The sequence below is a fragment of the Micromonospora parathelypteridis genome (assembly GCF_014201145.1).
Lineage (GTDB): Bacteria > Actinomycetota > Actinomycetes > Mycobacteriales > Micromonosporaceae > Micromonospora > Micromonospora parathelypteridis.
Map to the genome: position 1 here is coordinate 1,387,863 of NZ_JACHDP010000001.1, position 21,483 is coordinate 1,409,345.

At 74.3% G+C, this 21,483-nt stretch carries 21 protein-coding genes; 10 read left to right on the plus strand and 11 right to left on the minus strand.

Annotated elements, in window-relative coordinates; translation table 11 throughout:
* Window positions 1–43: 43 nt before the first annotated feature.
* From HNR20_RS05755 to HNR20_RS05790, 8 genes are all read right to left on the minus strand, one after another.
* Entirely contained in the window at window positions 44–1,216 is a 1,173-nt protein-coding gene (locus HNR20_RS05755; RefSeq protein WP_184177105.1) for an alkaline phosphatase family protein, read from the minus strand.
* Entirely contained in the window at window positions 1,213–1,983 is a 771-nt protein-coding gene (locus tag HNR20_RS05760) for a methyltransferase domain-containing protein (RefSeq protein ID WP_184188039.1), read from the minus strand. Before HNR20_RS05760 ends, HNR20_RS05755 begins: the two co-directional genes overlap by 4 nt.
* Window positions 1,980–2,156, minus strand: coding sequence for a hypothetical protein (locus HNR20_RS05765; RefSeq protein ID WP_167454721.1), 177 nt, complete (start codon window positions 2,154–2,156; stop codon window positions 1,980–1,982). The genes HNR20_RS05760 and HNR20_RS05765 overlap by 4 nt, the downstream gene beginning before the upstream one ends.
* A 92-nt stretch (window positions 2,157–2,248) precedes the next feature.
* Window positions 2,249–5,644, minus strand: coding sequence for an error-prone DNA polymerase (locus tag HNR20_RS05770; protein ID WP_184177106.1), 3,396 nt, complete (start codon window positions 5,642–5,644; stop codon window positions 2,249–2,251).
* Window positions 5,641–5,850, minus strand: coding sequence for a hypothetical protein (locus tag HNR20_RS05775; protein WP_184177107.1), 210 nt, complete (start codon window positions 5,848–5,850; stop codon window positions 5,641–5,643). The genes HNR20_RS05770 and HNR20_RS05775 overlap by 4 nt, the downstream gene beginning before the upstream one ends.
* Window positions 5,843–7,405 carry a DNA polymerase Y family protein gene (locus tag HNR20_RS05780; protein ID WP_184177108.1) on the minus strand — a complete coding sequence of 521 codons (1,563 nt, stop codon included), beginning with the start codon at window positions 7,403–7,405 and terminating at the stop codon, window positions 5,843–5,845. Before HNR20_RS05780 ends, HNR20_RS05775 begins: the two co-directional genes overlap by 8 nt.
* The gene (imuA', locus tag HNR20_RS05785) at window positions 7,402–8,127 is read right to left on the minus strand and encodes a DnaE2-dependent mutagenesis accessory factor ImuA' (protein ID WP_184177109.1); all 726 of its coding nucleotides are present in this window, start codon (window positions 8,125–8,127) and stop codon (window positions 7,402–7,404) included. Before imuA' ends, HNR20_RS05780 begins: the two co-directional genes overlap by 4 nt.
* A 101-nt stretch (window positions 8,128–8,228) precedes the next feature.
* A complete protein-coding gene (locus tag HNR20_RS05790; protein ID WP_007463070.1) occupies window positions 8,229–8,678 on the minus strand; it encodes an SAV_6107 family HEPN domain-containing protein in 450 nt (149 codons plus the stop codon).
* A gap of 443 nt (window positions 8,679–9,121) precedes the next feature.
* On the opposite strand from HNR20_RS05790, the gene HNR20_RS05795 reads away from it, so the two are divergent.
* The 6 genes from HNR20_RS05795 to HNR20_RS05820 all read left to right on the plus strand — a co-directional run bounded on the left by HNR20_RS05795 (window position 9,122) and on the right by HNR20_RS05820 (window position 14,446).
* A complete protein-coding gene (locus HNR20_RS05795; RefSeq protein ID WP_184177110.1) occupies window positions 9,122–9,610 on the plus strand; it encodes a YbaK/EbsC family protein in 489 nt (162 codons plus the stop codon).
* A 65-nt stretch (window positions 9,611–9,675) separates the two neighbouring features.
* A complete protein-coding gene (locus HNR20_RS05800) occupies window positions 9,676–10,446 on the plus strand; it encodes a monooxygenase (RefSeq protein WP_184177111.1) in 771 nt (256 codons plus the stop codon).
* Complete coding sequence (locus tag HNR20_RS05805) at window positions 10,443–10,994, plus strand: GNAT family N-acetyltransferase (RefSeq protein WP_184177113.1); 552 nt, start codon at window positions 10,443–10,445, stop codon at window positions 10,992–10,994. Before HNR20_RS05800 ends, HNR20_RS05805 begins: the two co-directional genes overlap by 4 nt.
* Window positions 10,991–11,827, plus strand: coding sequence for a carotenoid biosynthesis protein (locus HNR20_RS05810; protein WP_184177115.1), 837 nt, complete (start codon window positions 10,991–10,993; stop codon window positions 11,825–11,827). The genes HNR20_RS05805 and HNR20_RS05810 overlap by 4 nt, the downstream gene beginning before the upstream one ends.
* On the plus strand, window positions 11,824–12,948 hold the full coding sequence (locus HNR20_RS05815) for a glycosyltransferase family 2 protein (protein ID WP_184177117.1): 1,125 nt from the start codon (window positions 11,824–11,826) through the stop codon (window positions 12,946–12,948). The genes HNR20_RS05810 and HNR20_RS05815 overlap by 4 nt, the downstream gene beginning before the upstream one ends.
* Window positions 12,949–12,958: 10 nt before the next feature.
* Window positions 12,959–14,446, plus strand: a complete 1,488-nt coding sequence (locus HNR20_RS05820) for a phytoene desaturase family protein (protein ID WP_184177119.1) — start codon at window positions 12,959–12,961, stop codon at window positions 14,444–14,446.
* A gap of 35 nt (window positions 14,447–14,481) precedes the next feature.
* Here HNR20_RS05820 and HNR20_RS05825 read toward each other — a convergent pair whose 3' ends face one another.
* Both HNR20_RS05825 and metF read right to left on the minus strand, forming a co-directional pair.
* On the minus strand, window positions 14,482–15,171 hold the full coding sequence (locus tag HNR20_RS05825; RefSeq protein WP_184177121.1) for a CDP-alcohol phosphatidyltransferase family protein: 690 nt from the start codon (window positions 15,169–15,171) through the stop codon (window positions 14,482–14,484).
* Window positions 15,172–15,215: 44 nt separating this feature from the next.
* Window positions 15,216–16,133 carry a methylenetetrahydrofolate reductase [NAD(P)H] gene (gene metF / locus HNR20_RS05830; protein WP_184177123.1) on the minus strand — a complete coding sequence of 306 codons (918 nt, stop codon included), beginning with the start codon at window positions 16,131–16,133 and terminating at the stop codon, window positions 15,216–15,218.
* Between the two features lie 252 nt (window positions 16,134–16,385).
* Here metF and HNR20_RS05835 point away from each other — a divergent pair, with 252 nt between their 5' ends.
* On the plus strand, window positions 16,386–16,775 hold the full coding sequence (locus tag HNR20_RS05835) for a helix-turn-helix domain-containing protein (protein WP_184177125.1): 390 nt from the start codon (window positions 16,386–16,388) through the stop codon (window positions 16,773–16,775).
* A gap of 9 nt (window positions 16,776–16,784) precedes the next feature.
* The gene (locus HNR20_RS05840; RefSeq protein ID WP_184177127.1) at window positions 16,785–17,867 is read left to right on the plus strand and encodes a polyprenyl synthetase family protein; all 1,083 of its coding nucleotides are present in this window, start codon (window positions 16,785–16,787) and stop codon (window positions 17,865–17,867) included.
* A 123-nt stretch (window positions 17,868–17,990) separates the two neighbouring features.
* On the opposite strand, the gene HNR20_RS05845 is transcribed toward HNR20_RS05840, so the two are convergent.
* Window positions 17,991–18,380 (minus strand): Rv2175c family DNA-binding protein, encoded by a 390-nt coding sequence (locus HNR20_RS05845; RefSeq protein WP_307813257.1) that lies wholly within the window; start codon window positions 18,378–18,380, stop codon window positions 17,991–17,993.
* Window positions 18,381–18,569: 189 nt separating this feature from the next.
* On the opposite strand from HNR20_RS05845, the gene pknB reads away from it, so the two are divergent.
* Window positions 18,570–20,558, plus strand: a complete 1,989-nt coding sequence (pknB, locus tag HNR20_RS05850; protein ID WP_184177129.1) for a Stk1 family PASTA domain-containing Ser/Thr kinase — start codon at window positions 18,570–18,572, stop codon at window positions 20,556–20,558.
* Complete coding sequence (locus HNR20_RS05855; protein WP_184177131.1) at window positions 20,558–21,430, plus strand: deoxyribonuclease IV; 873 nt, start codon at window positions 20,558–20,560, stop codon at window positions 21,428–21,430. The genes pknB and HNR20_RS05855 overlap by 1 nt, the downstream gene beginning before the upstream one ends.
* The last annotated feature ends 53 nt before the right edge of the window (window positions 21,431–21,483 follow it).

The window sequence follows — 21,483 nt, forward strand, 5'->3', positions numbered from 1 at the left end:
GGTACGACACCACCAGCCGTCGGCCGGCCGGACCCTGCCCCGGTCAGCCGCGCACGACCAACAGCGGCACGGTCAGCTCGGCGGCGGTGTCCGACCCGTGGTACGCCACCAACTTCGACGCCATCGGCCGCTCGGTGCGACTGGCCATGACCGCGTACGTGTCGTTGCAGGTCACCACCACGTCGCCGATCCGGCCCAGGTGCTCCTCGGGCACCGGCCCGAACCAACCGGTGGCCACCATCTCGGCACGGGTGCGTACCCGCGCCGCGGCGCCCAGCACCTCCGACCAGGCGGCCAGCACGTCGTCGACCGCGCCCGGCTCGACGTGCAGGTAACGCACCCGGGCCTCGCCGGCCACCAGCCGCACCCCGGCCCGCAGCCGCGGATCGGTGTCCAGGTCGAAGCGGTGCGCGGCGGGTACGTCGAGCTGCCCGTGGTCGGCGGTCACCAGCAGTGCCGCGTCCGGCGGCAGCCCGTCGACCAGTTGGGCGAGCATGGCATCCACCTCGGTGGCGGCGACCCGCCAGGGCGCCGAGTCGACGCCGCTGAGATGACCGTGCCGGTCCAGGTCGGCGTGGTAGCCGGAGACCAGGGTCGGCCCGGAGCCGGCGGACAGCGCGGCCAGCATGGCGGCGGCCACCGCGTCCCCGCCGGCGGCCCCCTGGAAGTCGCCGCCCCGGTTGGCGGCCAGGGTCAACCCGCTGCCGCCGAACTCCGGCCGACTCACCACGGTGACCGTCACGCCGGCGGCGCGGGCCCGCTCCAACTGGGTGGGCACCGGCTGCCAGCGCAACGGCGACGGGTCGGCTGCCCAGTCGGTGTGGGTGAGCACCCGATCGGTGCCGGGCACCCGCACGGTGAAGCCGAGCACCCCGTGCGCGCCCGGCGCGACGCCGGTGCCCAACGACACCAGACTGGTCGGGGTGGTGGACGGGAAGCCGGCGATGAGCGGCCGGGCCACCGTCGCCGCGAGCCCGGCGAGGGTCGGCGCGTACGGAGCGGCGGTCGGCAACTGGTACCAACCGAGCCCGTCGACCAGCAGCACGGCGATCCGGCGTACCCCGGCCAACGCGGGAACGAGCCCGAGCGGATCGGCCGCACCGGGCACGCCCAGCACGGCGAGCGCGCTGGGCAGCACATCGGCGATACGGCCGCCGCCGTGGTCCGGCCCGAGGACCTCCAGCGGCGCCGGCCCGCCACCCGGCTCGGCGATCATGCCGGCCGGCGGGCGAACAGGTGCAGTTGGGCGGCCAGGTCCCGGTACGGCGGTTGGGCGGCCAGCGCACGTTCCAACTCGACCAGGGCGGCGGACTGCCCGTCGGCGACCGCGGCCGGCAGCAGGTCGGCCAGCACGCGTACCCCGTGGATCTCCTCGACCACCAGCCCGGCGGCGCCGAGCAGCGCGGCGGCGCCCGGGGCGTCGTAGCGGCGGCGCAGGGTGTCCCGCGGCCCGGCGGTGCCAGCCGAGTCGGCGGCCAACGCGGCCGCGACGTCCAGATGCCCGTTCATCGCGCGGCCCAGCACGGCGGCGGCCCGGCCCGCCACCAGCACACTGGCCGCGCCGCCGGGACGCAGCGCGGTGGCCAACGCGGCCACCACCGGCGTCGGGTCGTCGACCACCTCCAGCACGGCGTGGCAGAGCACCAGGTCGACGCCGGCCGGCTCGACCAGCCCGGCCAACGCGTCACCGTCGCCCTGCACGGCGGCGATCCGGTCGGCCACCCCGGCCTCGGCGGCCCGGCGGGTGAGCGCGGCCAGCGCGTCAGGGCTGGCGTCGACCACGGTGACCCGGTGCCCGGCGCGGGCCAGCGGGACGGCGAAACCGCCGGTGCCGCCGCCGACGTCCAGCACGGTGAGCTCGGTGTCGCCGCGCCGGTCCAGCTCGGCGCGGAGCACCGACCAGATCACGGCGGTGCGGGGTGTCAGCGGCGGCCCGGCGAACCGGCCTCGGGTCTGCTCCACCCGGTCGAGCCTAGTGGTCAGGACTCGGTGCCCTCGACCTCGTCCTCCGCCCGGGAACGGCGCTCGTTGGCCACCGGGCCGTTGGTCACCTCGTACTCGCGAGGGTCGGCGAGGTGCGACGGCACCCAACCGGCACCCAATCGGGTCCGCCGGGCGTTGGCGATTCCACCGGTGTACGCGTGATTGCCCGTCACTTCAGTTCCCCCTCACGGATCACGGGCGACTCTGCCCGCTCAGGACGAGTCTCCCGCCCGACGCCGCAGGAAACCGTAATGTGGATCACTCTTCAGCGGAAGTCACGGGAGGCGGGACTGACCGGTGGCTCGATGGCGTCCAGCCGGTCGGCGACCAGGTTGGTCACCCCCTCGTGCCGCTGCAGTCGCCCCCGGACCACCAGCGCGGCGCTGGTCCGGGCCACCCGCCGGTAGCGCTGCCACAGCCCCGGTGAACAGGTGACGTTGAGCATCCCCGTCTCGTCCTCCAGGTTGATGAAGGTGACCCCGCCCGCGGTCGCCGGGCGTTGCCGGTGGGTGACGATGCCGCCGACCCGGATGCGTTGCCCCGGCTCCACCCGGCCGAGCCGGGCGATCGGCACCGCGCCGAGCACGTCGAGCTGACCCCGGATGAACCGGGCCGGATGGCTCTCCGGCGACAACCCGGTGGCCCACACGTCGGCGACCAGCCGGTCCACCGCCTCCATCCCGGGCAGCGTGGGCGCCGCCGCGCCGGTCACCGTGCCGGGCAACCGACCCGGCCGGTCCTGGGCAGCCGCGCCGGCGGCCCACAGCGCCTGTCGCCGGGTCAGCTCGAAACAGGCGAAGGCGTCCGCGGTGGCCAACGCCTCCAGCTGCGCGGAGGTGAGACCGACCCGCCGGGCCAGATCAGGCATGTCCCGGTACGGCCCACCGGTGGCCCGTTCGGCCTCGATGCGCTCGGCCACGTCGGCGCCGAGGGTCCGTACGCTGGACAGGCCGAGCCGGACGGCCGGGCCGCCCAGCCCCCAGGCGTGCGGTGGCTCCCCCGGACCGCTGCCCCACCGGGTGTCCGGGGTGGATTCCAGCACCGCCTTCGCTCCGCTGGCGTTGATGTCCGGACGACGGACCTCCACCCCGTGCCGGCGGGCGTCGTCGACCAGGGTCTGTGGAGAGTAGAAGCCCATCGGCTGGGCGTTGAGCAGCGCGGCCAGGAACGGCCCCGGGTGGTAGCGCTTGAGCCAGGAGCTGGCGTAGACCAGGTAGGCGAAGCTCATCGCGTGGCTCTCCGGAAAGCCGTAGCTGGCGAACGCGGTGAGCTTGCGGTAGACGTCGTCGGCCAACTCTCCGGTGATGCCCCGCTCGGCCATTCCCTCGTAGAGCCGGTCGGCGATACGGGTCATCCGCTCGACGGACCGTTTGGCGCCCATCGCCCGACGCAACTGGTCGGCCTCGGCGGCGTCGAAGCCGGCCAGGTCGATGGCGAGCTGCATCAACTGCTCCTGGAACAACGGCACACCCAGGGTCTTCTCCAGGGCGTTGCGCATCAGCGGGTGGGCGAAGGTCACCGGCTCCTGCCCGTTCTTGCGCCGGATGAACGGGTGCACCGAACCGCCCTGGATGGGACCGGGCCGGATCAGCGCCACCTCGACCACCAGGTCGTAGAACTCGCGGGGCTTGAGCCGGGGCAGGGTGGCCATCTGGGCGCGGCTCTCCACCTGGAACACCCCGACCGAGTCGGCCCGGCAGAGCATGTCGTAGACCTCCGGGTCGTCCAGGGTCATGTCACCGAGGTCGAGCCGGGACCCGATCATGTCGTAGCCGTAGTGCAGGGCGGAGAGCATGCCGAGGCCGAGCAGGTCGAACTTGACCAGGCCCACCGCGGCGCAGTCGTCCTTGTCCCACTGGAGCACGCTGCGCCCGGGCATCCGCCCCCACTCCACCGGGCAGACCTCGATCACCGGCCGGTCGCAGATCACCATGCCGCCGGAGTGGATGCCCAGGTGTCGCGGGAACGTCTGCAACTCGTTGGCGTACTCCACCACCTGCTCCGGGATGTTCTCGACGTCGACCGTGGCGACCGAGCCCCACCGGTCGATCTGCTTGCTCCAGGCGTCCTGCTGCCCCGGCGAGTAACCGAACGCCTTGGCCACGTCCCGCACCGCCGAACGGGGCCGGTAGGAGATGACGTTGGCGACCTGGGCGGCGTGCTCCCGGCCGTAGCGGGTGTAGACGTGCTGGATCACCTCCTCCCGGCGGTCGGACTCGATGTCCACGTCGATGTCCGGTGGGCCGTCCCGCTCCGGCGCGAGGAACCGCTCGAAGAGCAGCCGGTGCCGGACCGCGTCCACGTTGGTGATCCGCAACGCGTAGCAGACCGCCGAGTTGGCCGCCGAACCTCGGCCCTGGCAGTAGATGTCCTGGTCACGGCAGAACGTGACGATGTCGTAGACCACCAGGAAGTAGCCGGGGAAGCCCAGCTCCTCGATCATGTTCAGCTCGTGGTCGAGTTGCGCGTACGCCGTCGGGTGCGCCTGCGGCGGCCCGTAGCGCTCCCGCGCGCCGTCGGCGGTCAGCTTGCGCAGCCAGCTCATCTCGGTGTGCCCCGGCGGCACCGGGTACGCCGGCAGTTGCGGCGCGACCAGTTGGAGGTCGAAGGCCAACTCGGCGCCGAACTCCGCGGCCCGCGCCACCGCACCCGGGTACGCGGCGAACCGGGCCGCCATCTCCACACCGCTGCGCAGGTGGGCGGTGGCCGCCGCGGGCAGCCAGCCGTCGATCTCGTCCAGGCTGCGTCGAGCCCGCACGGCGGCGACAGTGGTGGCCAGCCGACGCCGGCCGGGGCTGGCGTAGTGCACGTTGTTGCTGGCCACCGTCGGCAGCCCGGCCTCGGCGGCCAACTCGGCGAGCGCGTCGTTGCGGTCGGCGTCGACCGGATGACCGTGGTCGGTCAGCTCCACCGCCACCGTCTCCGCACCGAAGAGCGCGGTCAGCCGGTCCAACTCCCGGGCCGCCGCGTCCACCCCCTCGGTGAGCAGCGCCCCCGGCACGTGCCCCTTGCGGCAGCCGGTCAGCACCAGCACATGGTCGCGCAGTTCCTCGGCGACCTCCTCCAACTCCCCGTAGACCGGGCGGCCCTTCTCCCCGCCGCGCAGTTGGGCGCGGGCGATGGTGGTGGCCAGCCGGGCGTACCCCTCATGGCCGTGCGCGAGCACCAGCAGGTGCGCGCCGTGCGGGTCGGGTTCGCCGTTCTGCGGGCCGGGCAGCCCGAGGGAGAGCTCCGCGCCGAAGATGGTCGGCAGGCCCAACGTACGAGCCGCCTCGGCGAAACGGACCACCCCGTAGAAGCCGTCGTGGTCGGTGACGGCGAGCGCGGTGAGCCCCAGCCGGGCCGCCTCCTCAGCCAGCTCCTCCGGGTGGCTGGCACCGTCGAGGAAGCTGAAGTTGGTGTGCGCGTGCAGCTCCGCGTAGGGCACCACACCGTCGGGGCGGGTCAGCTCCGGCGGCTGGTACTGCTCGCGCCGGCGGCTCCAGGCCGGGGAGTCCCCACCGTCGGCGTCCACGGCGAGCGGGTCCACCACGTGCAGGTGCCGCTCCTCGCGCGACCGCCCGCCGCCGGAGCCACCCGACCCGCCGGAGCCGGCACCGGCCCGCCCGGAGAGCACCCGCTCCAGCTCCGACCAGGGCATCTTCGGGTTGTGGAAGCTCATCGAGCCGCCCGCACGGGTGGCCGGATCCCGACCGCCGGCTCCGCCTCCGGAGCGGAGCGGACCGACCGGCCGGGACGGGACAGCGCCACCTCGGTCCCGGGACGGGACAGGGCCAACTCGGTCCCGGGACGGGACAGGGCCAACTCGGTCCCGGGACGGGACAGGGCCACCTCGGTCCCGGGACGGGACAGCGCCACCTCAGTCATAGATCGCCTCCACCAACCACTGACCGGCCTCGACGGCGAGCAGCAGAGCGGTGCCATCGGCGAGGCCGACCTGGAACCGGGCCCGGCGGCGGGCCTCGGCCGAGGCCCACCAGCGCTCGTCCACCGGCCACGGGCCGGCCCAGCCCACGATCTCCGCCGGTTGGCCGGTGCCGACCACCAGCCGGGCCGGTGGGGCGCTCACCGCCAACCGCGCGCTGATCACCACCGGTTCGCCAGCGGAGTCGTGCACCGTCGCCGCGAGCGGGCTGGGCAGCACCACCGCCGGCGCGGGCGCCGGGAGCCGACCGGGCCACGGTGGAGCATCGGGGCGGGCGGGGAGACGTTCGTCGCCCCACGGCACCAGTCGCACCTGGTCGGCCGGGGAGCGCCCACCGCCGAGCACCGCGGTGACCACCGCTTCCGGGCCGAGGATGCCCTGCACACGGCTCAACGCCCGGTGCGCCCGTTCCCGCTCCTCGCCGGTCTCCCCCCACAGGCCGGCTTGCAGACCGGCCTGGGCGATCACCCCGTCCGGGATCAGTCGCAGCCGGATGATGCCGGACGTCGGTCGAGCCGGTCGGGCGCCCGTGCGGCCGTTGCTGCCGGAGAGCCATCCATCGAGCTGCCAGCGCACCCGGTCGGCGATGGCCCCGGCAGTGAGCAGGCCGTCGTGCCGCCACACCCGGTGCAGCTCCTGCCCGTGCTCGGTGACCGCCTCGATGCCGAGCCGGGTGCAGGCCAGCCCGTGCCCGGCCAGCCGCTCGTGCAACTGCTCAGCCAGCGCCCGGGCCACGAACGCCGCCGCGTCGACCCGGTCGATCGGCTCGTCGTGCTCGGAGGTAACCGTCAGATCGGCCGGCGGCTGCCGGACGGCGAGTGGGCGGTGGTCCCGCCCGGCGGCCAGCCGGTGGGCCAGCGCGCCGTCGAAGCCGAACCGGGCCAGCACGTCGCCAGCCGGCAACGCGGCGAAGTCGCCGAGGGTACGCACGCCGAGCCGGCGCAGCAGGTCGGCCAGCGCCGACCGGCCAAGCGCCTCGACCGGCAACCCGGCCAGGAACTCCGGCGTCCCGCCCGGTGCCACCACCCGGCCCCCGCGAGCGGCCAACCCGGCCGCGAACACCCCGTCGGCGATGCCGACCTGGCTCTCCACCAGGCACGACTGGGCGACGTGCTCGATGATCCGCTCGGCGGCCGCCTCCTCACCGCCGAGGTAACGGCTCGGCCCCCGGGCAGCCACCGCGCAGGCGCCCGGACGGACCACCTCCACGCCGGCGACCAACTCCTCCACCGCGGCGACCACCGGCTCGAACGCCCGGGCGTCCCGGCCCGGGTCATATTCCACGACGGTGAGCTGCGGGCATCGCCCCTGCGCCTCCCGCTTGCGCAGCCCTCGGCGCACCCCCTCGGCGCGGGCCCGCTCGGAGCAGGCGATCACCCGGTTGGCGTGCAGCACGGCGACCGGGCCGGTTGCCGGCACCCCGTCGACGATCTCGGCGGCGAGCACCGGCCAGTCCGGGCACCACAGCAGCAGGGTCCGTGCCGGCGAACCGGTCACCCCCGACCGACCAGGGAAAGCGGCGCGGCCGGTCGGCCCACGGTCGACGGCACCGGACGGGGAATCACCCGGGTCAGCTCGTCACCCGGGAGCCAGACCTTGATCTCCTTGGGTCGAGCAGCCGCCCCGCGCCCGCGCGCCGAGACGGTGACCTCCCGGCGGCGCAGCCGCCCCCGGCCCTGCCCGAGCCCTTCCCAGACTCCACGGACCACCTGCAGTGTCACGTCCGCGCCGTCCCACCGGCCGTACGGAACGAGCACGCTGCCGCGCTGCCGGGCCCGGGCGGCCAACCGGGTGGCGACCGAGGCGGAGACCGCGGCCGGCACGGTGGTGACCACGACGTCCACCCCGTCGATCAGCGCCGCGACCACGGTGGCCCACTCAGGGCCGGGATTCGGCACCAGGGCCACCCGGTCCAGGGCGATGCCCAGCTCGGCGGCCGCGCCCGCACCGAACGTCGGCACACCGACCACGGCGCACCACGAGCCGGCCCGGGACGCCTCGGCGAGCAGGGCCAGCATCAGCGAGGTGCCACCGCTGCGCCGGGGCTGGCCGGCGGCGACCGCGATGGTGCTCCCCCGGCGCAGGCCTCGGTTGGGCAGCAGACCGGTCAGCTCGGGCACCACCGGCAGCACCCGGTGGCCGCCGACCGGGTCGGGCGCGCTCGCCGGGCGCACCAGATCGGCCAGTGCGGCGGAACCGACCACCATGCGGCCCGCCATTGGACCAGCCCCCCGTCGTTGCTGTGGATCAGATCAGGATCGGCACGCCGTGCCACCGGCCGCCCGGCTCCCCCCGCGGGGCGGTCGGTGACACGGCGGGATCAGGCGGCGAGGCCGTCCAGGGCCGGCTGGTGGGCCACGCCGAGCGCGGTCTCCACCACCGTGACGAACTGTTCGGCGGCGCGGAGCAGATCGTCGGCCTCCCGGGCGCTGACCACCCGGGGAATGCCGGCCTCGGCGGCGGCTCGCTTGCTGGCCCCGGCGGCGAAGAACCGAGACCACTCGTCGAGCTCCGGCGCGACGGCGCAGAGGAGGACCCAGACGCTGGTGATCCGGTTGCGCCGACTCGGCGCGGGGCGGGCACGGGCGGCGAGCAGAGCAGCCGCCGCACGCAGCGCCGCCAGGTGGGCAGCCGCGTAGCGCAGGCCGTCAGGTCGGGTCTGGCCGGCCTCGACCAGCCCGCGCCGGGCCAATGTGAGGAGTTGGGCGGGGGTGCGGTGCGGCAGCACATGCGCCGGCACCGTCGGTGCCTGAGCCGGGTTGGTCGGCATGGGGTGTCTCCTCCACGTGGCCGGGGCGTCGCCTCGGCGCGCTGGTGCCGCCGATGAGACGCCGAGGTCGGGTGGTGCGGAGGAAGACGCACCGGGTGTGGCCGGCCGGGTGTGGATGCTTCCCCACACCACACCCGGCCGGCGTACCGGCGGGTGCGTCGCTCGCCGCCCGGGGGTCGTGGGCGGCGAGCGACGCTCCTGCCTGTCGGGACCAGGCTCGCGACTGCCCGGAAACCCAGGTGCGGCCCGCGGAGCCGCACCGCCCGGAGCTGGCGCCGCGAAACGCCGCGCTCCGGCTGGTTGGAACGGGCGTTCGAGGCAATCGAACACTCGTTCTAACTGCTGCTGACAGTACACCTCCCCTCCGACGAAAATGCAACGTGTGACGCGCGGGGCCTGCCGGCCGGGTGAACCGAAAGCGGCGGACCGGGAAGAATGGCGACATGCAGCCACACCCGAACGTACGGGCGGTGCAGGACGCGCTCACCGCCGCCGGCACGCTCGACGGCGCCGGTGAGCCCAGCACCGTCCGCCTGCTGCCCGACGCGGTGCACACCGCCGCCGCGGCCGCCGAGGCGCTCGACGTCGAGGTCGGCCAGATCGCCAACTCGCTGATCTTCGACGCCGACGACGCGCCGCTGCTCGCGCTCACCTCCGGCGCGCACCGCGTCGACACCGCCGGCCTGGCGGCGTCGATCGGTGCCACCCGGCTGCGCCGCGCCACCCCGGAGTTCGTCCGGGCGCACACCGGGCAGCCGATCGGCGGAGTCGCCCCGCTCGGGCACCCGCACCCGCTGCGCACCCTGGTGGACACGGCGCTGGCGGCGTACCCCGAGATCTGGGCCGCGGGTGGCGTACCGCAGGCGGTCTTCCCGACCACCTACGCCGAGCTGCTGCGAGTCACCGCCGGCAGCCCGGCCGAGGTGGCGTGAGCGAGCGGAGCGAGCGAACCAGCAGGCACAGCAGCGACGCGCTCGCGCCGCCGCGAAGCGGTGGCGTGAGCGAGCGGAGCGAGCGAACCAGCAGGCACAGCAGCGCGGCTCCGGAGCTGGTCACCCTGCACGTGTGGCGGACCGCCCGTGGCGCGCTGCCCCGGGCGCTGACCCGGATGGCGGTGGACCCGCGCCGGCTGCGGGCCCTCCCGGGCGTCCGGTTCGGCAAGCTGCTGGGCACCGGGACCGGCACCGGCTTCGGGCCGGGCGACGCCGACCTGACCCGGTGGGCGGCGCTGACCGTCTGGGACTCCCCCGCCGCGGCTGCCGACTTCGACGACTCGTCGGTCGGGCGCGCCTGGGCGCGCATCGCCCGCGCCCAGGCCCGGGTCGACCTGCGTCCGCTGACCAGCCGGGGCGAGTGGTCCGGCCAGCGGCCGTTCGGCGAGCCCTCCGGCGGCCGGGTCACCGGCCCGGTGCTGGCGCTGACCCGGGCCCGGTTGCGGGTCCGTCGGGCGGCCACCTTCTGGCGGGCGGTCCCCCCGGTGGCCGCCGCCCTGCGCGACGCGCCCGGTCTGCTGGCCCGGTTCGGGGTCGGGGAGGCGCCACTGGGTTGGCAGGGCACGGTGAGCGTGTGGCGCGACCCTACGGACCTGGTGGCGTTCGCGTACCGTCACCCGGAGCACCGGGCGGCGATCATGCGAACCCCCACCGCGGGTTGGTACGCCGAGGAGCTGTTCGCCCGGTTCGAGGTGCGCGACGTGATCGGCGACCGGACGGTGCTCGGATGGGTCAGCGACGGCGGCCCGGCAACGGTGAAGGGTGGACGGGCATGAGGTTGGTGCGCTGGACGCCGGACGATCTCGTCCGGCGGCTGGACGACGTGGTGGCCGTCTACGGCGAGGCGATGGGGTACCGCACCGACCTGCTGGAGGCCCGGCGCGGCTACATCGCCACCCACGTCCGCCGACCGGGTTTCCGGGCGGTCGCCAGCCTGACCAGCGAGGGTCACCTCGCCGGCTTCGGCTACGGCTACCTGGGCGCCTCCGGGCAGTGGTGGCACGACCAGGTGCACCGAGCGCTGGACGCCCGGACCCGTACGCGCTGGCTCACCCACTGCTTCGAGGTGGTCGAGCTGCATGTCCGGCCACCGGCTCAGGGGCACGGCCTGGGCACCGGCCAACTGCGCGCGCTGCTCGGCATGGCCGAGGGCGACACCACGCTGCTGTCCACCCCGGAGGCCGACGAGCAGACCTCGCGGGCCTGGCGGTTGTACCGGCGGTTCGGCTTCGTCGACGTGCTGCGCAACTTCCACTTCCCCGGCGACGAGCGACCGTTCGGCGTACTCGGTCGGGACCTGCCGGTCGAGCCACCGGCGTCATGACCCGGCGGATCTCCTGGACGCTGCTCGCCGTCCTGGTGCTCGCCCAGATCTGCTACCCGCTCACCACCGGCGCCACCAGGGCCGGGCTCACCGTGGCCACCGTCGTCCTCGGTTGGCTGCTCTCGGTCGGCCACGCGCTGCTCAGCCGGGGTCCCCGGGTCGCGGCGGCGCTGGTCGCGGTCGCCACCGGCGGCGGGTTCGCGATCGAGGCGATCGGGGTGGCCACCGGTGTGCCGTTCGGCAGTTACGACTACTCCGGCGAGTTGGGTCCCAAGCTGGCCGGGGTGCCGTTGATCATTCCGCTGGCCTGGACCTGGATGGCCTGGCCGGCCTGGCTGGCGGCGGTCCGGCTGACCGGCGGCGCCGGGGCGACGGCCGGCCGGTGGGTGGGGAGGATCGCGCTGGCCACGGTGGGGCTGGCCGCCTGGGACCTCTTCCTCGATCCACAGATGGTGGCGGAGGGGTACTGGGTCTGGCGGGACGCCACTCCGGCGTTGCCCGGCCTGCCCGGCATCCCGGTCAGCAACTACCTGGGCTGGCTGCTCTTCGCGGTGCTGATGATGAGCGCGCTGCGCCCGTTGGCCGGGCCGACCGTCGAGCACACCGACCGGCGGGACCACCCGATGGTCGCGCTCTACCTGTGGACGTACTTCTCCAGCATCCTGGCCCACGCCGTCTTCCTCGACCTGCCCGCCTCGGCGCTCTGGGGCGCCGCCGGCATGTCGGTGACCGCCGTGCCGCTGGCGGTGACCCTGCTGCGTGCCCGTCGGGGCCGTGACTCCGTCTTCGGCGACCACCAGCCGCATCGCACCGGCGTCGACGCGACCCGATGACCGTCCTGCTCGCCCTGCTGATCGCCGTCGCCGCGTTGACCGGGCACACCTGGCTCAACGCCGCCGGGTGGCTGCGCCGACCCACGGACCGACCCGGTCAGGTCGACGAGCCGGTCGCGGTGCTGCTGCCGCTGCGCGACGAGGCCGCCCGCGTCACCGGCTGCCTGCGTGCCCTGCTCGCCCAGCGTGGCGTGCCCGGGCTGCGCGTCGTGGTCCTCGACGACGGGTCGACCGACGGCACCGCCGACGTGGTCCGCGCGGTGGTCGGCGACGACCCGCGGGTCACGCTGCTCACCGGGGTCGCCCCGCCGCCGGGCTGGCTGGGCAAGCCGCACGCCTGCTGGCAGTTGGCCACCCGGGCCGACCCGGACGCCACCGCGCTGGTCTTCGTCGACGCCGACGTGGTGCTCGCCCCGCACGCGATCGCGGCGGCCGTCACCGAGCTGCGCGCCGCCGGCGTGACGTTGCTGTCCCCGTACCCCCGGATCGTGGTGGCGACGGCGGCCGACCGGCTGGTGCAGCCGCTGCTGCAGTGGCTCTGGTTGACGTTCCTGCCGCTGCGCGCGATGGAACGCTCGCCGCGGCCGTCGCTGGCCGCGGCGGGCGGACAGTTCCTGGTGCTGGACCGGGCCGGCTACACCGCCGCCGGCGGGCACGCCGTGGTCGCCGACAGGATCCTGGAGGACGTCGAGCTGGCCCGGGCGGTCAAGCGGGCCGGTGGCCGGATCGCCCTGGCCGACGGTTCCCGGCTGGCCACCTGCCGGATGTACGACGACTGGCCGCAACTGCGCGACGGCTACTCGAAGTCGCTCTGGGCGTCGTTCGGGCACCCGGGCGCCGCCGCGGCCGTGGTGGCGTCGCTGCTGCTGCTCTACACCGCCCCGCCGCTGATCGCGCTGGGGCTCGCCTCGACAGCTCCCCGGGTGTCAATGGTTGCGCTCATCGCATACCTGCTGGGCGTGGTCGGGCGGGTGCTCACCGCGCGGGCGACCGGGGGCCGGTGGTGGCCCGACGCGCTCGCACACCCCGTGTCGGTCGTGGTCCTCGGTTGGCTGACCCTGCGGTCGTACCATCTGCGAAAGCGACGCCGCCTGACCTGGCGGGGCCGCCCGGTCAGCTAGGAGGCGCGGGATGGCGCGGATCGTGGTCGTCGGCGCCGGGGTGGGTGGCCTCGCCACCGCCGCCCGGCTCGCCGCCACCGGGCACCAGGTGACCGTCTTCGAACGCGCCGACACGGTCGGTGGCAAGCTCGGCCGGTACGCGCACGACACGCCGGCCGGGTCGTTCCACTACGACACCGGGCCGAGCCTGCTCACTCTGCCCGAGGTCTTCCAGGACCTGTTCGAGGCGACCGGGGCGAAGCTCGACGAGTACCTGGACCTGGTTCCACTGGACCCGATCGTCCGGCACGTCTTCCCCGGCGGCGGGCCGACACTGGACTCGTGCGCCGACCCGGTGGAGTTCGCCACCCGGATCGGGGCCGCCTTCGGTGACCGGGCGGCGGCCGACTGGCAGCGGCTGTGGCGGCGGGCCGAACGGGTGTGGCACGCCTCCGAGCGGGACATTCTGCGCCGTACCGTCGACTCCCCCCGCGATCTCGCGTCGCTGGCCTGGCGGGTCGGTGACCTGGCCGCCATCGCCCCGGGCCGCACGCTGCGCGGGTTGGGCCGCCGGCACCTGTCCGACCCACGGCTGCGGATGCTGCTGGACCGGTACGCCACCTACACCGGCGCCGACCCGCGGCGGGCGCCGGCGGCGCTGGTCGCGGTCCCGTACGCCGAGCTGACCTTCGGCGGTTGGTATCTGCGCGGCGGGTTGGGCACGCTCGCCGACGCGCTGCTGACCCGCTGCCTGGACCTCGGCGTGGTCGTGCAGACCGACGCCACGGTGACCCGGATCGACGCGACCGGCGGTCGAGTGCACGGGGTACGCCTCGCCGGCGTCACCGCGCCGGTGCCCGCCGACGTGGTGGTGGCCAACACCGACGCGCTCACCGTCTACCGTGACCTGCTGCCGCACCCGCGCCGGCTGGCCGGGCTGACCGACCGCAGCCTCGCCGGCTTCGTGCTGCTGCTCGGCGTCTCCGGCAGCACCGGGCTGGCCCACCACAACGTCTTCTTCCCCGACGACTACGACGCGGAGTTCGACGCGGTCTTCGGCGACCCCGGGCGGGGTGTGCGGGCCCGGCCGGCGGCCGACCCGACGGTGTTCGTCACCGTGGCCGACGACCCGATGGTCCGCCCGGCCGGGCATGAGGCGTGGTTCGTGCTGGTCAACGCACCCCGCCACGGCACCGCAGCGGGGGCGGTCGACTGGCGACGCCCGGGGCTGGCCGACGCGTACGCCGACCGGATCCTGGACGTGCTGGCGCGGCGCGGTGTGGACGTGCGTGACCGGCTGCTGTTCCGGGAGATCCGCACCCCGGCCGACCTGGACGTGGCGACCGGTGCGCCCGGTGGCTCGATCTACGGCACCGCCGGTGGCCTGCTCCGCCCCGCCAACCGGGGCCCGGTGAACGGGCTGTGGCTGGTGGGCGGCTCCACCCACCCGGGCGGCGGGCTACCGATGGTGACTCTCTCCGCGCAGATCGTCGCCGACGAGATCGGCCCCGCCTGGTAGCGCCGCTCAGTCGGCGTCGCGCAGGGCGCGGTCGGTCAGTCGGCGTCGAGCAGGGCGCGGCGGATGGTGGAGAGCAGTTGCCCCAGGCCGAACCCGGCCAGCAGCACCCACACCGCGGTCGCCATGGTGATGGTGCCGGCGGCCAGGTCCGGCTCGATCAGCCCGGCCAACCCGGCGACCAGCAACCCGGCCAGCGCCACCGAGACCCGGGTGGGACGTTCGCCCACGGTCACCGCGCCGATGTCGCGCATGCCGGCGGCGACCGCCCGGGCTCGGACGTACTCGTGCAACCAGGACAGCGCGCCGCCCGCGACGACAAGCGCACCCGGCGCGCCCACCAGCCAGAACGCCAGCAACCACGCCACCTCACCGAGCCGGTCGGCGACCGAGTCGTAGACGTAGCCGAGCCGGGTGGTGCGGCTGGTGGCGACCGCCACCGCACCGTCCACGCTGTCCGCCACGGCGGCGAGCAGGACGAACAACGCGCCGAGGAACGGCCCGTCCCCCGGCTGGGTCACCAGCAACGGTACGCAGAAGCAGAGCAGCACCCCGACCACGGTGACCGCGGTCGGGCTGACCCGCAGCCGGCCCAGCACATACCCGACGTGGTACGCGAACCGCAGCCAGGCGCGCACCACCGGCGCCGCGACCCGAGGGTCGAACCCGCCGTGCAACCGCGCCCACGCCGTGGCGTACTGATCCCAGTTCAGCTGTGTGCTCACCACTGATCAACCGTCGTGCCGGGCATCAGGTATCGCCGGCTCAGGATTCACAACCGCGCGCCGGCCTTCAGGTTCTGCCAGACCTCGCGGGTCGCGGTGGACCGGTTGAGGGTGATGAAGTGGATTCCCGGCACACCCTCGTCGAGCAGTCGGCGGCACATCTCGCTGGCCTGCTCGATGCCGAGCCGGCGGACGGCCTCCGGGTCGTCGGCGACGCGTTCGAAGCGGGCCGCCAGAGCCGGCGGGAAGGGCGCACCGGACAGCTGCACGGACCGCTCGATGGTGCCGATCTGGGTCACCGGCATCACGCCGGCCAGGATCGGGGTGTCGCAGCCGGCGGCCGCCACCCGGTCCCGCAGGCGCAGGTAGTCGTCGGCCTCGAAGAACATCTGCGTGATCGCGAACTCCGCACCGGCACGGCACTTGCGGACGAACTGGGCGGTGTCAGTGGCCACGTCGGGCGAGCGCGGGTGCTTGTACGGGAAGGCCGCCACGCCGACGCTGAAATCGCCGGCGTCGCGTACCAGTCGGACCAGGTCCTCGGCGTAGTCCACGCCCTCGGGGTGGCGGATCCACTCACCGCCCGGGTTGCCCGGCGGGTCGCCGCGGACGGCCAGCACGTTGCGCACCCCCACCCCGGCGAGCCGGCCGATCACGTGCCGCAGCTCGGCGACGGAGTGGTTGACCGCGGTCAGGTGGGCCATCGGCAGCAGGGTGGTGTCGGTGGCGATCCGTTCGGTCACCGCCACGGTGGTGTCCCGGGTCGAGCCGCCAGCGCCGTACGTGATCGACACGAACGACGGGCGCAGTGACTCCAGCTCCCGGATGGCCTGCCAGAGCAGCCGCTCCCCCACCTCGGTCTTGGGTGGGAAGAACTCGAACGAGAAGGTCGGCTGGCGCTCACGGATGAGCTCCCCGATCGCCGGCTGCGGATTGGGGAGTACCGAGGGAAGACCGAGCGCCACGACCCGACTCTAGCGGGCGACGCCACCGCGACCCAGGAGCTTCCCACCCCGGCGGGCGGTACCGACCCGCGCGCCCGGGTCCGGCGGGCGGAAGGCGTCGTACCCCCGGGGTAGGAATGGGTGGCGTGGGAGGGGCGGCGGGGGCGGCTCCGAGGTCCCCGCGCGGGGGTCAGCAACCGCGCGGTGACGCCGGTCCCGTCCGGTCGGGCGCGGGAGGGTCGTCACCGACACCGACGCCCGCCAGGAGGACCCATGACCCCGCCCGCATCGCCGCGCCCAGCGCAGCTCGGGCCGCTGCTGGCCCGGTGCCGACTGGCCCGTGGCTGGAGCCAGCAGCGTGCCGCCGCCGAGTTGTGTGCCGCCGCCGGGGTGCCGACGTTGAGCCGGCACGAGGTGTCCCGGTGGGAACGACAGCGTCGGGTGCCCGGTGGGTTCTGGCTCGGCTGGCTCGCCGTCGTCCTGGACGTGCCGCTGGTGGCGCTCGCCGAGGCTGCCGCGGCCAGCCGTCGCGCCGGATCGACGCGAGCCACCGGGCCGGGCCGCACCGCGGTGCCCGGCACGCGACCGGCCGGGCGAACCGGTCCCGGCCGCACCGGCGGGACTACGCGTGGCGGTGGAGCGCGCGCCGCGGCGACCCGCTAGCGTCGGAGCGTGACCCACGCTGCTCCCGTGTCCCCCGTCGACCGCGCCGGCCTGCGCCAGCGGGTCGACAAGGCCCTCACCGAGTTCCTGGCCAGCCAACGGGTCCGGCTCGCTGCCGTGGACGAGGCCCTGGTCCCGGTGGCCGAGGCGATCGAGGCTTTCGTCCTCGGCGGCGGCAAGCGGCTACGTCCAGCATTCGCGTACTGGGGGTTCCGGGGCGCGGGCGGGGTGGACGGCGACCAGGTGCTCACCGCCCTGGCCGCGCTGGAGTTCGTGCAGGCCAGTGCCCTGATCCACGACGACCTGATGGACCGCTCGGACACCCGCCGTGGCGAGCCCGCGGTGCACCGGCGGTTCGCCGCCCGGCACCGGGAGGCCGGCTGGGGCGGTGACCCCGACGGCTTCGGCGACGCCGCGGCCCTCCTGCTCGGCGACCTCTGCCTGGTCTGGTCCGACGAGCTGCTGCACTCCGCCGGACTGGACCTGTGGTCGCTGGCCCGCGCCCGGCCGGTCTTCGACGAGATGCGCACCGAGGTCACCGTCGGGCAGTACCTCGACGTGCTGACCCAGGCCACCGGGGACACCTCGGTGGAACGCGCCAGCAAGGTCGCCCGCTACAAGTCCGCGAAGTACACCGTCGAGCGTCCGATGCTGCTCGGCGCCGCGCTGGCCGACGCGACGGCCGACGTGCGGACGGCCTACTCGGCGTACGGGCTGCCGCTGGGCGAGGCGTTCCAGCTCCGCGACGACGTGCTGGGTGTCTTCGGTGACCCGGCGCTGACCGGCAAGCCGGCCGGGGACGACCTGCGCGAGGGCAAGCGCACCTACCTGGTGGCGGCAGCCGTGGAGACCACCGACGACGCGGGCCGCGAGCTGCTGCTCAGCCGGCTCGGCGACCCGGATCTGGACGAGCAGGGGGTGGCTCGGCTGCGCGAGCTGATCTCCGCGAGCGGGGCGTTGGCCCGCACCGAACAGCGGATCGTCACCCTCACCGACGCCGCCCTGGCGGCCCTGACCGCTGCCGACCTGGAAACCGAAGCCCGCCAAGCCCTGGTAGACCTGGCCATAGCCGCAACCCGCCGAGCCGACTAACCCCCCCAGGCCCCTCCGGGCCCCCCGCGCCCCACCCCCGCCCGGGTTGATCATGAAGTTGTTGCCCTTCGCCTCGGCGTGTCGCGCCGCTAACTTCATGATCAACGCGGGCAGGGGCTGGGGTTAGAAGCCCAGGGCCTGGGCTCGGCGTTTCACTTCGCGGGCCTGGTCGCCGGAGAGGGCGGCGGCTGGGGTGGCGCCGGGGAGGGTGTCGTCCGGCTCGTACAGCCAGCGCAGGGCGGCCTCGTCGTCGTAGCCGTTGTCGGTGAGCAGGTTGAGCACGCCGGGCAGGTGCTTGAGCACCGTCTGGTTGGCAACCAGGTCCGCCGGGATTCGGCGGACGCCGTCGCGGCGGACCGCCAGCAACTCCCGGTCACGGATCATCTGGTGCACCTTGCTGATCGACACGTCGAGGCGCTCGGCGACGTCGGGCAGGGTCAGCCAGCCGGCCGGGTCGGCGGGTCCGGCGAGCTCCAGGCCGGGCACGGCCTGGTCGGGTACGGGTTCGGTCACCCGACCACCCTGCCACGTCGCCGCCGAGACGGGCCACCGGCACCCCCGGACGACCGAGCCGAGCCCACTCTCGTGAGCGCCGCTGACCAGCGGACGAGGGGCAGCGAGCGCGGCGGGACGGACCAGTTTGGCGTCCGGCTGTAGCATCCTGTTCAACCTTCACCCTCTGGACACATAGACTCCCTGCCGATGGACACACAGGTCGCCGACACGTTGCTGGGCTCGCTGATCGACGGGCGCTACCGCATTCGCGGTCGCGTGGCCCGTGGTGGCATGGCGACCGTGTACACCGCCACCGACGAACGCCTCGAGCGCACCGTCGCTGTCAAGATCATTCATCCGACCCAGGCCCCCGAGGCTCGGGCCCGGATCGCCAACTTCGTGGCCCGGTTCACCGACGAGGCGAAGACCATCGCCCGGCTGACCCACCCGAACGTGGTGGCGGTCTACGACCAGGGCACTCACGCCGGTCTGCCGTACCTGGTGATGGAGTATGTCCGCGGCCGCACCCTGCGTGACGTGCTGGCCGAGCGCCGCCGGCTCAACCCGGACGAGGCGCTGGCCATCGCCGAGCAGATGCTCGCCGCGATCGCCGCCGCGCACCGGGCCGGTCTCGTCCATCGCGACGTCAAGCCGGAGAACGTTCTGGTCGCCGAGGCACCCACCCGCGGTGTCGCCAACCTGGTCGACAGCGTCGTCAAGGTGGCCGACTTCGGGCTGGCGCGGGCGGTCGAGGCGAGCGCCGACGAGGAGCAGGGCAACCAGCTGATGGCCACCGTGGCGTACGTCGCCCCGGAGCTGGTCACCGAGGGCCGGGCCGATCCGCGCACCGACGTCTACTCCGCCGGCATCGTGCTGTTCGAGATGCTCACCGGCCGCGTGCCGTACGACGCGGACCGCCCGGTGGACGTCGCCTGGCAGCACGTCGACCGGGACGTGCCGGCACCCTCGACGCTGGTGCCCGGCCTGCCGCCGGTCCTCGACGACCTGGTGCAGCGGGCCACTCGACGCGATCCCGACGCGCGGCCCGCCGACGCCAGCGCACTGCTGGCCGAGGTGCAGGTTGCCCGGGATCGCCTGGGCGACGCCAACACCCGTACCGCCGTGCTCCGCCCGGTGACCGACGACGCGTCGCTCTCCCAGCCGACCATGATGGTCGCGACGGTCCGCCCGACCGACCGCCCGGCCTGGGCGCGGCTCCCCGAGGGCGGCGGCAGCCAGGGGCCTGGTCGACGTCGGGCCGCCCCGGAGCCGGCGGAGGGTCTGGGGGCCCGGCTCGCCGCGCTGCGCACCACGGTGTTGAACAATCCGCGCGGCCGGCTGGCCGTCGCGGCCGTGGTGGTGGTGCTGGGTCTGGTGGCCGCCGTCGGGGGTTGGTGGTTCGGCGCCGGCCGCTACACGACCGCTCCGCAGTTGGTGAGCCTGAGCAAGGCCGATGCGCAGGCGCAGGCCGATCGCGCCGGGCTGGTCCTGAAGTACGGTGAGCCGCGTTTCGACGAGGCCGCCCCGAAGGACAGCGTGCTGGGGCAGAGCCCGACGTCCACCAGCAAGATCGTCAAGGGTGGCACGATCACCCTGACCCTCTCGCTCGGCCCGGAGCGTTTCCCCGTGCCGGACGTGATCGGCAAGGAGTTCGAGCTTGCCGAGGCGGACCTGACCAACGTGAAGCTGGTGGTGGCCAAGGGAGCCGCCCGCTATGACGACACCCTGCCCGCCGGGGTCGTGCTGGACAGCTCTCCCAAGGTGGGCGCCGAGGTCAAACCGGGTGCGAAGATCACCCTCATCCTGAGCAAGGGCCGGGCGCCCGTGACGGTGCCGAACCTGGTCGGTAAGAGCCTGAACGACGCCAGGACCGCCCTGGCCCAGCTCAACCTGGTGCTGGTGGAGACCTACAAGGATTCCGACAAGCCCAGGGACGAGGTGCTCGGCCAGAGCCCGGCCGACGGTGCCGGCGTGGAGAAGGGCACCCAGGTCAAGCTGGACGTCAGCAAGGGCCCGGCGCTGGTCGTCGTGCCCCGGGTGATCGACCTGCCCTGCCCACAGGCCAAGCAGGTGTTGGAGAGCCAGGGCTTCCCGGTGACGGTCGCGGTCAACCCGAACGCCGTGGCCCGGATCCAGGCCCCGGGCGAGAATTCACCGGTGCCGCCGGGCACCCAGGTCGTCATCACATGCTTCTGATGCCGACGGTCCACTCGCGCCCGGTGGGCGCCCACACTCCGGCCTCCGGTGGGCTGGCCAAGGCCGCCCTGCCGTACGCCGACACGACCGGCGCCCAGGTGGTGCAGGTCTACGTCTCCAACTCGCGGGGCTGGGCCCTGCCCGCTGGCGACCCCGAACAGGACGCCCTGTTCCGCGACGGCTGCGCCGAACGGGGCATTCCGGCGTTCATCCACGCCGCGTTGCTGGTCAACCTCGGGTCGCCCACCCCGGCGACGGTCGAGAAGTCGACGCAGACGCTGGCGCACGCGCTTCGTCGGGGCGTGGCGATCGGCGCTCAGGCGGTGGTGTTCCACGCGGGAAGTTCGGTGGACGAGGGGTACGCCGAGGAGGCGATGCGCCAGGTCCGCCGGGAACTGCTGCCGCTGCTGGACTGGGCCGCCGACGCCGGTGGGCCGATGTTGCTGGTCGAGCCGAGCGCGGGCGGTGGCCGGTCACTCGCCTCCCGGGTGGAGCAGCTCGGGCCCTACCTGGACGCGGTGGACCGGCACCCCATGCTCGGGGTCTGCTTCGACACCTGCCATGCCTGGGCCGCCGGCCACGACCTGGCGGCCGAGGGCGGCATGACGGCGACCCTGGACACCCTGGTGGCCACGGTGGGTGCGGACCGGCTGCGGCTGATCCACGCCAACGACTCGAAGGATCTGCGCGGCTCCACCCGGGACCGGCACGAGAACATCGGCAAGGGCACCATCGGTGAGCCCGCCTTCGCCGAGCTGATGGCCCACCCGGCCACCGCGGGCGTCCCGATCGTCGTGGAAACCCCGAGCGAGAAGCACATCGGCCACGCCGCCGACATCGCCACCCTCACCCGGCTGTCCCCATCCTCCTGACCCACCGCCTTCATCAAGAGGTTCGCGTCGTCCGGGGGACCGGGATCTGACGC